Genomic DNA, 12,541 nt, shown 5'->3' on the forward strand with positions numbered 1-12,541 from the left:
GTTAGCACCGAACCGGCTGATGTCCCTTTTGTAAGAACTGTTGTCGGAGGAGGATTCTAGTGAATGTTTCTTGCTGCCTCCGTTCGTGACGCAACTAGGATTAAAATTGTGGTTAAGCCCTTTTCTTTGATGTGTTAGTTTTATTGCCACAATACTTCTTTTTGCTACCTGCTTTTGCTGTCTTACGGCTGCCTGCGTCTGCAGAGGTGTTATTAAAAGTTGTACTGTCAAAGATATTTTTCTTATTAGCGATGACGGCATCGGCCTTTCCTGCATTTGTTTTTCGCTGCGGATCCCGGATCTGCTTTTCTACCTTCTGTTGGGTTGTTTGGCTAAAGCCAAATGTCGTAAACATTACTCCTGTTATAAGTCCCAAAATCCTCTTCATAGTCTTTGATTAAAGATTATTCAAGGTAGGATAAGTAGCGTTTAGAGGATGTTAAGAATAGAAGTTAGTGAACGTCTGAAAAAACAGTTGAAGCTTCAGATCAATGCGAAGATTGTTGGTCAGAAGTATTTACTTGAACTGGCCAATTAACCTGGCACCTCTTTATTACTAAAGATGAACGTACTGCGCCGCAACAGTGCTTTATAGTAGCAATATGCTTGTTTCCAAAAGAACAATGAAAAAGGTTTAAAGCTTTACATCGTTTGAAGTCTTACCGTAGTATTATTCTCTCTTTTAGCTCGCTTAATAGACTATAACAACCTACCTTTTAAATGGAGTTATAGTTACAGGCCCTTCTAAACCTGAAGGTTGAACCTTCCAGTTAGCAGCATCAAAGTTTTTATAGTCGATGTTTACAAAGTTGATCTCGTGATACTTCCTCCATTCAATTTTTGCCCTGTCCATATACCTGATCCGGTTTGCCATCAGGTTTGCTACCTCAATCGTTATTGTATTTTTTCCGGCGTGTAAATATTTCCCAATCCTTGCCTCGAACGGCACGCTAAAAACTGTTTGAACTTCCTTGCCATTCACGAAAACTTTTGCAGACTCATTGACCTTTCCCAGTTGCAACAAATACTCCGATGCCTGTTTCCCATCAAGGTTGAAAGTGGTTGCATAAACACCCGTACCCGAAAAATTTTGTGTGGCAGTATCGTCAGAGAAATTGGTCCAGTTCTGCAGTTGTTGCATGCTTTTAGGAGAAGGAATAGAAGGTCCGCCATCTTTAAAACTTAGCGTCCAGTTTTCATGGAGGGCAATCGGTTCTTGTGCGCCTTCCAGGTAAAACCATTTGGTAGTAGTCGCATTTGCACTAGTTGTTGCTTTTAATATCAGCGCTTCGCCCGGCTTCATTTGTAACTTTACTTCTGTGACCTTTCCTTTTTTTACAATTGAGGCTAACCCTGCATCACCGGCTTGAGGATCCATGATCGTTACAGCGTTAGCACTAAAGTCAATTGGCAACATAGTATTAACAACATTGGCGGTATGGTTAACGAGGTAATAATATTTGCCGTTATCAATTTTGCGTCGAATAAACTTCAAACCATGATCAACCAAAGTCTCTCTTTGGAGCCCTGCATATTGCAACGCCTGCGGTACATCTTTTGAAACAATTATTCGCCCTTTGCCAAATGAAACTTGGCTTATGTCGTTGCCTTTATTTTTGAAATCGAGCGTTGCCAGGAGTGATTTAAGCTGTCTTCTTCGTTCATCCAGTTCGTATAAACCCGGTACATCTGCAGGATACGTTTCCATAATTACAACCGCGCCAGCTTTTGCCAGCCTGATAATATTTTGCAATGTTGTTACAGGCATCATTTTACATTCGGACACTAACAACACCTTATGTTCCGCACCATTTTTTGATACTTTTAGAATTCCATTACTAACGGTCGCTTCACTCAACATTTTGTCCGAAACAAAATCGATGGAGTAGCCTTTGCCCTGCAATAGTTTTAAGTTTTTATAGAAGGAAGTGGGGTGCAACCATACATCAATATCATGCACTTTTAATGGCATGTCCATTCCCTTAGGATTATTCCATGCGTCGTACACCGGCCAGTAAGCCAATATTTCATTGTCGGGCTGCCCACTTTGCAAAACACTTTGAGTACGGGTGATGTATTCGTTCAGTCCATTCAAATGAGGCCACAGACTGTTGTTCGGAACAAAGTTTACAGATGCATAAAACAGCCAACCAGGCCATTGTACATAATCAGGAGAATACGTAGTTCCATGGTAAAACACATGATTAACACCTGATAAAAACACCTGCTCAACTTCGGGCTTACACTGGGACCAGGAGGTTTTAAAGTGCTCAGTCAACCACGTAAATGTTTCGGAAGAAGTCAATCTATGACCCATAGCATGAGCAGCGGAAGAAGCAAATTTTAGCATGTTAGGGTCAGGGTCAACATTGCGTACATCAGCACTGTCTCTTCTTATTCCGGGAACAGGGAAATAGCTTGACCCGAAAGTTTCTGTTTCAGGAATGTCGAATGCAGCATACAGATCAAGCAGGTTGCCGGGAGAGCCGTGCGCCTGGTTTAACGACAAAGTATTTTTGCTGTGGGCGTAGCTAGTAAATGCCTGGGAAAAGTTTTGCAGCATTAGGTCGGACATTGTTTCCCTGTAATCACTCTTAATTCTTGCAACCTTTTCTGACGCTTCGTTAGAAGCAAGTTCCCTTAAAAAGAGCTTTAAATCATAACCTCTACGTTTTTTAAATTCATCAAAAAAAGCAGGTGTCCAATCGGCGTTATAAACTTCATAACTGTCGTTGTAAAAAGCTTTAACGCCATGGGCATTGTTACCAAACGCCGCGTCCCATTTCTTAAAATAATTGTTCAATGATGTTTTTGAAAAGTGGTCCAATGTATAACCTTCGCCACCGGGTGCAGCCCGCTTTACAGCTTGTTTTGTTTTTGAAACGAAGCCTGCATGAATCTTCCATTCTCCTTGCGGAGGAGTCCATTGTAATGATCCATCCGGCAGAACTTTATCAGTAATTTCTACTACCTCTCCATTACTTCCATAGGCTGTTACTACTGACAATTTTGCCACGTCTTTTTGCCGTGGGTCGGCAATGATCATCTTGTCTTTTAATTGTTCTCCAGCCTTCAGGTCATAATTCTGAATAACAAGCCTTGTTGCTGCATCTTCGGTTGTTACCTGCGGTCCTCCAATCGGCCACCCTGTTCCCACCGAGATATAGACGCCCATCTTAAGAGCCGAAGATTGCTTCACTGTATGGTCCAGCATCTGCATCCACTTAAGGGACAAGTATGGAATATACTTGTCCTCATAGCCGATAGCACCGTAAATAGGAACCACCTCAACACCACCAAACCCTGCTTTTTGGTAAGCGGTTAATTGTCTTGTTATGTTCTTTTCATCAACAGCACTTCCCATCCACCACCAGCGGGTCCAAGGTTTTGTTTCCGGGCGCACGGTCGGCCAAACTGCTTGTGCACTAGCTGTAACTAGTAAGCATGCAAAAGCAATTGATAGTACGGTCTTGCTCCACCGCCTGTTGATAATTGCCATTTTATCATTTTCGTTTTAAAATTATTAGAACTATAATCCCGTGATCGTTTGTAGCTTTTGGTGTCTTTATAATTCAAAAATCGCCCGGTAGTAAATATAGAATTAATAGGCCTATTACGAGATGTAGTAGTGGATTGGCAATGCGAGGTTTTATAGCTAAAAAGGCTGGTTGTATTCTAGAGTCGAACACATTTAAACCAGCATGAATGGAAAATTTACTTAGTCTTGAACTTCGGCTAACAAGATTTAAGTGGATGATTTTGGCATGGCTAAGTCCTGTCTATACTGACAAACGAGAATTGAATGCTAGAAATGGAATTGTCCCAGGTAAGCGAGCATTGGAACTCTAACTATTGAACTGCCTCAGGTGGTGGTCTATGTGTTTGTACGCCATACATCCTGCCTGGTCAGCAGTTAGTTTGCCGAAAAAAGGATGGACAAACCCTGCGCTTTCCTTTGACGCGTGTTCTTTAATTAGGGCAACCCATTCAGCCTTCGCAGTACTCACATCACCGTCGCCGCTGATTTTAAAAGATGGAACAGTGGGCAGATTAGGTTTCATCGGTTCATCTTTTAGCATATCCTTTAAAGCCATCTTACCAAACAATCGTCCTAAAAAAGATTGCCGGTATTGCCTTTTACCCAACAACATCTCCTCCCATAGCGTACAATGTTTTAGCATCTGGTACACGCTCATTTTGCCCCACGCTGGTTTGCTGTTTTCGTTGAGTGAATTAATCCTGGCTATTAATTCATCTCTTGTTGTTTGATCGAATATTGATTTCATTTTGCTTAGCCGTTAAGAATACAAACTTATTGCCTCACGTTGACATCTTGCTGTGTAATAATGACAAAACAAGTGGTTGATTGCGGCAAATTGTAATCATGAAGTCCATTATTTATTTTACAAACATTGGATGTATACCTATTTTATTACCAACTAACTTCCGCTTTATGTTTGAAACTATCTATAGCTACATTAAAACTTTTGTATCCTTTACCGAAAATGAAAAACAAATATTTGAGGATGCTTTTAGTTTCAGGCAGTTACCCAAAAAGACTAGGCTGGCTGAGGAAGGCAAAATAGCAAAAGAACTGTATTATATAGTGAAAGGACTGGTTCGTTTGTACTACACCAAAAATGGGGAAGAAATAACAGGTTATATTTTTAGGGAAGGACTTTTTGCAAGTAGTTACGAAAGTTTCTTAAGACAAGTACCAAGCATACAGACTTTAGAAGCTTTGGAAGATTGTGACCTGCTCGTAATTAACTACAAAACGCTTGAAAAGCTTTACAATGATCTGCCCAAGATGCATATTGTAGCGAGAAAGGTAGCTGAACAAAGGTTTATTAACGCGCAGGCGATGCTATCATCTTTCATCCTGGAAAGCCCTGAAGAAAGGTATAGAAAGTTTGAAGAACAACATGGCGACCTGCTGCTTCGTGTTCCTCACCATATCATAGCTTCTTACCTGGGCATTACACCTGTCTCAATGAGTCGAATAAGAAAGCGCCTCATGGAATAGTGCATCATTTCTTAACAATTGTTAATGGAAAGGGCAAGGTCTACTTCTATTTTTGGTCTGTCAAAACTATACAGCTATGAACAAGAGTATTAAAACGGAAATTATTATCAATGCTTCTAAAGAGAAAGTATGGAACATTCTAACGGACTTTCATAACTATCCCACATGGAATCCATTTATTATAAGTATTGAGGGTAAACTAGGAAAAGGAGAAAAGCTTAGGAACACTTTACTTAGTGCCGGGAAGAAGTTTGTCTTCAAACCTGCGATTTTATCCGTTGTATCTTATCAGTACTTCGACTGGCTAGGTAGGTTATTTATTCCAGGTATTTTCGACGGTCATAATTCTTTTGAGATTGACGAGCTCTCTTCATACCAGGTAAGACTATTGCACAGCGAGCACTTTTCAGGCATTCTTTCGACTTATATTTTAAAAAAGATTGGAAACGATACACGTAACAATTTCGTCAGTATGAACCAGGCTGTTAAAGCCCTGGCGGAAAACAAAAATTAAAAACACACCAATTTTTATTAAAAGTGAAAAAGAATCTGTTATACCAGGAAGCTGTTGAAAGTATACTATCACGTGTGCAAAATTTACAGGTGCACAACCCACCTTTATGGGGACAAATGAATGCAACAGAAATGCTCCTGCATGTGAACCTTTGCAACCAGGAAATTTTTGATGCGACAGCGCCTGCGAGAAGGACAACATTTAAACAATACCTACTTAGAATAATAGCTCTATATATAGCACCAAACTTTAAGAAAGGCATAAAAGGAGATATCAAAAAAGAAACCGTAGGCAGAATAGCTGAAACAGAGTTTGATAAACAAAAGGCCCAGTTTATCGAATTAACGAAACGTTTTCCTCAGCACAAAAGTTCAATCACTTTACCCCATATTGCTTTTGGCAATATATCCACTAATGAATGGGGGATAGCGTTGTACAAACACATCGATCATCATTTAAGACAATTTGGAGTGTAATTATTCAATTTGAAAGAGTGTGTTAGGAATTGTATCAGCATTTTTGAAATTGGTTGGATAAACGTTGAAACCATTAACACCCAATTTTTGCCTTTATAATGCAAGCTTTTTTCACCGAAGACTAGAATGTGAAAACTCCCGGCTCTAATGCTTTAAAGGACGCTTTTTAATCATCCCACCTTTTGTATCTCTAATGCTGCTCATGACAACGAAAGCGCTACGATCAATTTTCTCAAGTTCAGTATTCAGGCGATTAACTTCCAACCTTGTTAGTACAGTGTACACTATCTCAATGTCTTTTTTCTCTCCTTCGTTTCCAAAACCACTTTTACCGTTGTAAACTGTTACTCCGCGGCCAAGGGTGTCAATTATCATTTGCTTTACTCGTTGGCTATGAGCAGATATAATCGTCACGCCTGTATATTCTTCAATTCCCTCTATTATAAAGTCAAGCGTTTTCGAAGCAGACAAGTAGGTAATCATTGAATAAAGGGCGATTTCGACTGACAAAAAGTAGGCTGCCGCCGAAAATATGATGACGTTTATAATAATGATAATGTCGCCGATAGTAGTTCCGAATTTGCGGCTTAAAAAGATAGCGAGAACTTCTGTTCCGTCGATTACAGCACCACCTCTTACAGACAAACCAATTCCTGCTCCCAAAAAAAAGCCGCCAAAAACGGCCACCAGCAAATTATCTTTTGTGATATCGGGAAATGTAACAGTAGCCACTACCAGGGCAAGCCCGGAAATAGCTAACATCGTTTTGATTGCAAAAGCTTTCCCTATAATGTTGTACCCGAGTATAACGAAAGGGATGTTTACGCCGATGAGCAAAATGTAAAGCGGTATAGATGTCAATGCGGATATAAGTAGTGAGATACCGGTGGCGCCGCCGTCGATAAAATGATTGGTAAGAAGAAATCCTTTAAAGCCAAATGCTGCAGAAAAGATTCCAAGTGTTATTAAAACAAAGTCTTGCAAAAGTCTCAGGACAACGATCTTAAATTCACGCATTCCTTTAGCAAGCTTGTAATTTGAATAACGGTTTTTGTCATCCAAATTTTTCTTCTTGTCCTTAAGCGTAGTTTGAAGAATTATCTGTGTCCAAAGTGGATTCATCGTATCAGTTATAGTATTTTTCTAATCAGGTGGATCTGGTGTTTGATTTTCAGGGTCAGCTAAGACTATTCTCCGAGAAACCAGAAAATATAGGTGCAATCTGAGCAAACAAAACAGGTGGCTGTGCGGTCGGTCCAATCCAAATTAAAGAAACTTGATACTGCTCTATTTAATTGCGCTTCACGTGTCCAAAAATGTTTATTAGAACATATGGGGCATACCAGGTTATGACCGCGCACTTCGACCGTCTGTGGTTCATCTGCTTGAAAAAGGCTCATACACTTTCTTTAATTTGTTTTGTACCAATAAATAAAATTAGCCCTTTTAGGCTTTGAATGTTTTTGGAACGTTTTGTCCCATTCCTCAAAATTTACAACCTGAGTTTAAAACCACCGTTAATTACGAAACCATCTACGGGAGCATAGATGTCACGAAAGGTCGGGTTGTTTATTGAACCAATATAAATGGTATCAAACTTTGTCTGCCTTGTATCGAAAAGATTTTCAAAGTTGACAAAGACCGAAAAGCTTTTCCAGGTCTTTTCAGCCATCAAACCAAACAACCAATATGTTTGACCAATGCTGCCATCGCTAAGCTGTTGTGGGCTGAAAAAATAAGCTTCTGCCCCGACCTTTAACTTCCCTTCCTGCTCGTACATCAATACATTATTAAGCCGGTGCTTTGCTGTTAGAGGAAACCAACTTTCAACACTATTAAAATGACTTTTGACGTCCGCATCTGTGTAACCGACAAACAGTTTAAAGTCGTCGTAAGTAAACCTCACATTTGTTTCCATGCCTTTCGTATCTATGTTGCCCATCGCATTTACAAACTGGTAATTGCCACTTATGCCAGACAGCACTAGCGGCCTGTTCAATCTTGTATAAAAAAATAACTGGTTGACTGCAACACCTACTTCGCCAACTTTTGCCCGATAGTTTATGTCAAAGTTTCCCCCGGCAGAACGTTCGTTTTGTGCGGCGCTTTCATCTAATGGCAATATCTTTTGGAACTGCGTTTTTTCTGCTTCTTCATTGAATGCCGTGGGCGTTTTGTATCCTAATCCTCCGCCCAATCTTGCTGTAAGTGCTGGCGTTACTTTTAGCCTAGCTGATATTCTTGGCAATAATTCAAAACCAAATTGCTTTACATAATCTCCTCTTAAACCCGTTTCTAAAGTAAATCGCGCAGTGGGAGACCAGGTGTTTTGAATGAACGCACCAGCTGTATTGTAGTGGTAATCTCTTAAAACATTATTGTTTTGTCGACTTTCCTTGAAATTGTCTGTTAGATAATTTGCTCCAATTACCCAATCTGATTTCTCTCCATCTAAGTTGTAGGTTGCTTCTGAAAAAGTGGTTTGTTGCAGTCCTTTAAAAGCATAAGTAGGTATTTGAATAGACCGATCAAACCGGCTGTAGCTGTTTTTAAAATTGAAGTGCGCCTTATCATTTAGCCAGTGTGTAAGCTGAGCTTTGGCGGTAAAACGATCTGTATTGTTTTTTTCAAAATAACCGGGCGAACCTTTTTTAATATAATCAGTACTACCTCCTAACCGATCTTCTGTGATGTAACTGAAGCCCACATTCGCACTGGTCTTCTCACTGTAAATAAACAAAGTGGGGCTGATTGTATAACGTTTAAATTGAGGGATGGCGGTTAATCCGATATCAGCCGGATCATAAGCTCTTGCCGTATTTCTTGAGCCAAAAACTGTTACGCCTACTTTATTAAATCTCTGACTGTAAAAAGCACTGAGGTCAAGCCCACCTGCAGAAGTACCATTGGCAAGAAAGCTTAATTCTCTCTTAGCTACAGGGGTCTTTGAGATAAGGTTTACCAGTCCGGCTATTGCACCACCACCGTAAAGAGTAGAGGACGAACCCTTAATTACTTCGATTTGTTTTAAATCAAGTGGTGCTACCTGCATTAGACTCAGACCTCCTGAAAAGCCTGCATACAATGGAAAGCCGTCCCTAAGTACTTGTGTATATCGGCCATCCAACCCCTGTATTCTAATGCTTGAATTATAAGACGTTGCTGAAGTTTGTTGCGTCTGGATGCCGGTACTTTCATTCAGCAGCATTCTGATATCACCGGGCTTCATGTTGCCTTTTTCTGTGAGTTCTTCACCTGAGATAGTTTCAACTCTTGTCGGTATGTCATTAATAGTTCGGGAGCTTCTTGTGCTCGTAACAATTACCTCCTCTTCGTTTTCTTCGGCTTCTTCTAACAGTATTTCCAAAACTGCAGTGTCTGACTGTGGAACTTCAACCGCTACTTGTTGCTCTTCTAATCCTACATATGAGATCTTAATTAAGTAGTGCCCTTCGGGAACGTTGCTAAAAAGTGCTACACCAGTACTGTCAGCAATCGCCGTTTTATGCAGAGAGACGATTGTAGCAGTCGCACCTACGAGAGGAGTTTTGTCTTCCTTTTTGTTGATTAATAATTTGATTGTGTTCTGTGCGTGAATGCTTGTAAAGGCAAATAATACTATACATAGGGGAACTAGATACTTCATAAAACGATTGTGAAGAAAAAGCCATAAAAAAATGCCACTGAGCCAATATTTTAAACCAAATGCAAAGTACCGGGTTGCTTGTGTTAAAAGGAAATCAATGTTTTAATTCGTGTCACTGAAATTATTTTACATTTTTATGCCGGAGGTGGGAGAGGAGTTGTAACCTTTATGATAGTAGCGCACTCTCTTAATGTAGTTTATGATGAAGGTTGTAAATTGATGGAAGAGATTTCTTAAGCAGTCCAGTCCTAGTAAGCGATAAAACGAAAATAAAAATGGCAACTATTACAGCTTTGCAACAATTCACAGACGTAGATGTGATTGAGAGGGTAGTACGCGGCGAGATTTCGCTTTACGAAGTATTGATCAGGCGATATAACCCCTACTTGTACAAGGTTGGCAGAAGCTATGGCTTTAGGCACGAAGATGTTGAAGACCTAATGCAGGAAACATTTATCAACGCTTACCAGAATTTAGCAAAGTTTGAGAACAAGGCAGCTTTTAAAACGTGGCTTATTAGAATAATGCTTAACCAGTGCTACCACAAAGCACAAAAGCAAAGTTCGTTTAGAGAAATAGCTGCTGAAATTTTCATCGATAAAAATATTCCCATGTTTTCTAAGAGTCACTCCTCTGATGTTGAAACTACCATAGCCAACCGGGAATTAAGGTCTCTAATTGAAAAGGCCATTATAAAAATGCCGGTCGATTATCGAATGGTTTTTTCATTAAGGGAAGTAAATGGATTGAGCGTACATGAGACAGCGCATACACTTAATATTACCGAGAGCAACGTTAAGGTTCGGCTTAACAGGGCAAAAGCGATGCTGAGGAAGGAGTTGGAGAAAATGTATTCACCTGAAGAAATTTTTCAATTCAACCTTATCTATTGCGATAAAATTGTCTCGAATGTATTATTAAGAATAACGAGTATTTAAATCAGAATTGTCGCAACTGCGATAAGGCAGATAAGGAAATAGAGCCTTTTTAAACCTACCGCTATTGTACAAATTTTCTTCGATTACCGCCTCCCGTTCCCATACATCAACCAAGATTAATAAATTAATAAGCGTGTAAGCTATGCACAAATGCACGCTTTTTTTTGTATTTGATAAAAACAACTTATTAGCTAAATCTGATTTTTTGTTCTAGAATTTTTTCAACTGTGTAACCTTTTCTAAAGCTGCAAACTCTAATGTCAATACAAAAAATTTTAAAAGATGAAAACAACAAGAACCCTGGCAGCCTTCGCTATTGCCGTATCCCTACAGCTTTTTTCTTTAAATGTTTCCGCACAAAAAAGCCCGAAACTAACAGACCCTGAAATTGCTTCTGTAGCAGTAGCGGCGAACCAGATCGACATTACGGCTGGGGAGCAAGCTAAAACCAAATCAAAAGACAAAGAGGTTCAGAATTTTGCAAACACTATGATTAATGATCACCGGTCGGTAATTAAGCAAGCAAGTGATTTGGTAAAAAAGTTGAATGTTACACCGAAAGACAATGCCGTTAGCAGGAAACTGATGGCAGATGCTAATAGGACAAGAAAGTCGCTTGCTTCAAAATCGGGGAAAGCTTTTGATAAGGCCTATGTAAACAATGAAGTAGCCTACCATAAAGCAGTGATATCAACTGTCGAAAATGTGCTGATACCCCAAACACAGAATGCTGAACTAAAACAACTGCTTCAGAATGTCATGCCGGCTTTAAGAACGCACCTTGAGCATGCACAAATGGTGCAAAAAAGTTTGAAGTAATGAAAATGTTGTCAAGACGGTTCAACCAGGTGATACAGTAGTGTTTGTTAATAAGGATATGGTAGCACATGATGTAACGGAAGAGACACATAAAGCATGGGCTTCAGGCCCGATGCAAACAGGAGCAACCTGGAAAATTATTCCCACCAGTGATGCTGACTATTATTGTAGCATTCATGCTGTAATGAAAGGTAAAATTGTGTTGGCTAGATAGGTAGATATATTTGGTTCTCTGCCGCCTAAAACTCGTTTAGGCGGCTTTTTAACTATTTAAGCCTTTTTCCCAGGCAGGCCGAATAAGAGTCATAATTTCCCTCCCTTAAGACAGCAGAACTTGGGGGACATTTTGGTGATCGAACAGTTTCAACATTTAGCGCGGACATCAATCATTTATTCTCGTAAAACTTGGGGAGCGACCACGAAAAACGCACAGCTAAAACGCGAATAACGAAGACAATTAGGATACCGATTATAAACGCATAACCAAATGCAAGTTTCATACAAATAAGCAGGAAAAAAGCAATACCACCCAAGATGCTTGCAGACGCATAGATCTCCTTTTGAAAAATAAGTGGAACATTATTGAGGAGTACATCCCTAAGTACTCCTCCGAAACATCCCGTTACCGTTCCAAGCATAACGCAGATGCCTGTGCCAAGGTTGTGCTCAATACCTGCTTGTATCCCCACCATAGTAAATAGCCCAAGTCCCATTGCATCGAAGTAAAATAACATTCGCACAAATCTTTTCAGCCACGAAGAAAAAAACAGGGCTGGATGATGCACCAATTAGGATAACCCATATTGCAGTTGAATTGGTAAGCCAGGCAACAGGTAAGCGACCTATTAGCAAATCCCTGATGGTGCCACCGCCAATGGCGGTTGCAAAAGAAATAATCAAAACACCAAAAAGGTCAAGTTTTTTTTCCATAGCTGCGAAGGCACCCGCAACAGCAAAACTGAAAGTGCCGAGAATATCAATGATACTAATGAAGGGTAATTCCATGGGGTAAAATTAGAATGATTTCGTGCATGGGCTACTTGTTCGATAGCCCGTGCTATAACTTTCCTCCCGCTTTGAGGCATCGGTATGTGTGCCATCATTTGTTCTTTAATTAATCTT

The 12,541-nt window shown here is 40.0% G+C and carries 13 protein-coding genes; 6 read left to right on the forward strand and 7 right to left on the reverse strand.

From position 1 onward, the window contains the following. Window positions 1–112: 112 nt before the first annotated feature. The 3 genes from SAE01_RS23915 to SAE01_RS23925 form a co-directional block, all read right to left on the reverse strand. Window positions 113–388 carry a hypothetical protein gene (locus SAE01_RS23915; protein WP_147206365.1) on the reverse strand — a complete coding sequence of 92 codons (276 nt, stop codon included), beginning with the start codon at window positions 386–388 and terminating at the stop codon, window positions 113–115. Between the two features lie 321 nt (window positions 389–709). Then, window positions 710–3,499 (reverse strand): glycosyl hydrolase, encoded by a 2,790-nt coding sequence (locus SAE01_RS23920; protein ID WP_147206366.1) that lies wholly within the window; start codon window positions 3,497–3,499, stop codon window positions 710–712. Between the two features lie 346 nt (window positions 3,500–3,845). After that, the gene (locus SAE01_RS23925) at window positions 3,846–4,286 is read right to left on the reverse strand and encodes a DUF1569 domain-containing protein (protein ID WP_147206367.1); all 441 of its coding nucleotides are present in this window, start codon (window positions 4,284–4,286) and stop codon (window positions 3,846–3,848) included. A 98-nt stretch (window positions 4,287–4,384) separates the two neighbouring features. On the opposite strand from SAE01_RS23925, the gene SAE01_RS23930 reads away from it, so the two are divergent. The 3 genes from SAE01_RS23930 (at window position 4,385) to SAE01_RS23940 (ending at window position 6,016) form a co-directional block, all read left to right on the forward strand. Further along, window positions 4,385–5,026: a Crp/Fnr family transcriptional regulator gene (locus SAE01_RS23930; protein WP_147206368.1), complete on the forward strand. Its 642-nt coding sequence runs from the start codon at window positions 4,385–4,387 to the stop codon at window positions 5,024–5,026. A gap of 76 nt (window positions 5,027–5,102) precedes the next feature. Further along, window positions 5,103–5,540 carry an SRPBCC domain-containing protein gene (locus tag SAE01_RS23935; protein ID WP_147206369.1) on the forward strand — a complete coding sequence of 146 codons (438 nt, stop codon included), beginning with the start codon at window positions 5,103–5,105 and terminating at the stop codon, window positions 5,538–5,540. A 23-nt stretch (window positions 5,541–5,563) separates the two neighbouring features. Beyond that, window positions 5,564–6,016 (forward strand): DUF1569 domain-containing protein, encoded by a 453-nt coding sequence (locus SAE01_RS23940; protein ID WP_147206370.1) that lies wholly within the window; start codon window positions 5,564–5,566, stop codon window positions 6,014–6,016. Window positions 6,017–6,160: 144 nt separating this feature from the next. Here SAE01_RS23940 and SAE01_RS23945 read toward each other — a convergent pair whose 3' ends face one another. Beyond that, the gene (locus tag SAE01_RS23945; protein ID WP_147206371.1) at window positions 6,161–7,138 is read right to left on the reverse strand and encodes a YitT family protein; all 978 of its coding nucleotides are present in this window, start codon (window positions 7,136–7,138) and stop codon (window positions 6,161–6,163) included. A 370-nt stretch (window positions 7,139–7,508) separates the two neighbouring features. Next, window positions 7,509–9,662 (reverse strand): TonB-dependent receptor, encoded by a 2,154-nt coding sequence (locus SAE01_RS23950; protein ID WP_147206372.1) that lies wholly within the window; start codon window positions 9,660–9,662, stop codon window positions 7,509–7,511. A 275-nt stretch (window positions 9,663–9,937) separates the two neighbouring features. On the opposite strand from SAE01_RS23950, the gene SAE01_RS23955 reads away from it, so the two are divergent. The 3 genes from SAE01_RS23955 (at window position 9,938) to SAE01_RS24645 (ending at window position 11,633) form a co-directional block, all read left to right on the forward strand. Beyond that, entirely contained in the window at window positions 9,938–10,600 is a 663-nt protein-coding gene (locus SAE01_RS23955) for a sigma-70 family RNA polymerase sigma factor (RefSeq protein WP_147206373.1), read from the forward strand. Between the two features lie 282 nt (window positions 10,601–10,882). Further along, window positions 10,883–11,419: a DUF4142 domain-containing protein gene (locus SAE01_RS23960; RefSeq protein ID WP_147206374.1), complete on the forward strand. Its 537-nt coding sequence runs from the start codon at window positions 10,883–10,885 to the stop codon at window positions 11,417–11,419. Window positions 11,420–11,477: 58 nt separating this feature from the next. Then, window positions 11,478–11,633, forward strand: coding sequence for a cupredoxin domain-containing protein (locus SAE01_RS24645; RefSeq protein WP_218029241.1), 156 nt, complete (start codon window positions 11,478–11,480; stop codon window positions 11,631–11,633). Window positions 11,634–11,805: 172 nt separating this feature from the next. Here SAE01_RS24645 and SAE01_RS25020 read toward each other — a convergent pair whose 3' ends face one another. Together SAE01_RS25020 and SAE01_RS25025 are read right to left on the reverse strand one after the other, a co-directional pair. Beyond that, window positions 11,806–12,153: a trimeric intracellular cation channel family protein gene (locus SAE01_RS25020; RefSeq protein ID WP_246113326.1), complete on the reverse strand. Its 348-nt coding sequence runs from the start codon at window positions 12,151–12,153 to the stop codon at window positions 11,806–11,808. Continuing rightward, window positions 12,086–12,424, reverse strand: coding sequence for a trimeric intracellular cation channel family protein (locus SAE01_RS25025; protein WP_246113327.1), 339 nt, complete (start codon window positions 12,422–12,424; stop codon window positions 12,086–12,088). The genes SAE01_RS25020 and SAE01_RS25025 overlap by 68 nt, the downstream gene beginning before the upstream one ends. Window positions 12,425–12,541: the final 117 nt, after the last annotated feature.

Origin of the sequence: Segetibacter aerophilus (assembly GCF_007991655.1) — a bacterium.
In the GTDB taxonomy this organism is placed as follows: domain Bacteria; phylum Bacteroidota; class Bacteroidia; order Chitinophagales; family Chitinophagaceae; genus Segetibacter; species Segetibacter aerophilus.

What these genes read in the sequence shown, in the direction of transcription:
- SAE01_RS24645 (WP_218029241.1), top strand. Translation starts at nt 11,478, where the DNA reads ATGGTAGCACATGATGTAACGGAAGAGACACATAAAGCATGGGCTTCA.
- SAE01_RS23930 (WP_147206368.1), top strand. Translation starts at nt 4,385, where the DNA reads ATGAAGTCCATTATTTATTTTACAAACATTGGATGTATACCTATTTTA.
- SAE01_RS23920 (WP_147206366.1), bottom strand. Translation starts at nt 3,499, where the DNA reads ATGGCAATTATCAACAGGCGGTGGAGCAAGACCGTACTATCAATTGCT.
- SAE01_RS23935 (WP_147206369.1), top strand. Translation starts at nt 5,103, where the DNA reads ATGAACAAGAGTATTAAAACGGAAATTATTATCAATGCTTCTAAAGAG.
- SAE01_RS23950 (WP_147206372.1), bottom strand. Translation starts at nt 9,662, where the DNA reads ATGAAGTATCTAGTTCCCCTATGTATAGTATTATTTGCCTTTACAAGC.
- SAE01_RS23925 (WP_147206367.1), bottom strand. Translation starts at nt 4,286, where the DNA reads ATGAAATCAATATTCGATCAAACAACAAGAGATGAATTAATAGCCAGG.
- SAE01_RS23945 (WP_147206371.1), bottom strand. Translation starts at nt 7,138, where the DNA reads ATGAATCCACTTTGGACACAGATAATTCTTCAAACTACGCTTAAGGAC.
- SAE01_RS25025 (WP_246113327.1), bottom strand. Translation starts at nt 12,424, where the DNA reads ATGGAATTACCCTTCATTAGTATCATTGATATTCTCGGCACTTTCAGT.
- SAE01_RS23960 (WP_147206374.1), top strand. Translation starts at nt 10,883, where the DNA reads ATGAAAACAACAAGAACCCTGGCAGCCTTCGCTATTGCCGTATCCCTA.
- SAE01_RS25020 (WP_246113326.1), bottom strand. Translation starts at nt 12,153, where the DNA reads ATGTTATTTTACTTCGATGCAATGGGACTTGGGCTATTTACTATGGTG.
- SAE01_RS23915 (WP_147206365.1), bottom strand. Translation starts at nt 388, where the DNA reads ATGAAGAGGATTTTGGGACTTATAACAGGAGTAATGTTTACGACATTT.
- SAE01_RS23955 (WP_147206373.1), top strand. Translation starts at nt 9,938, where the DNA reads ATGGCAACTATTACAGCTTTGCAACAATTCACAGACGTAGATGTGATT.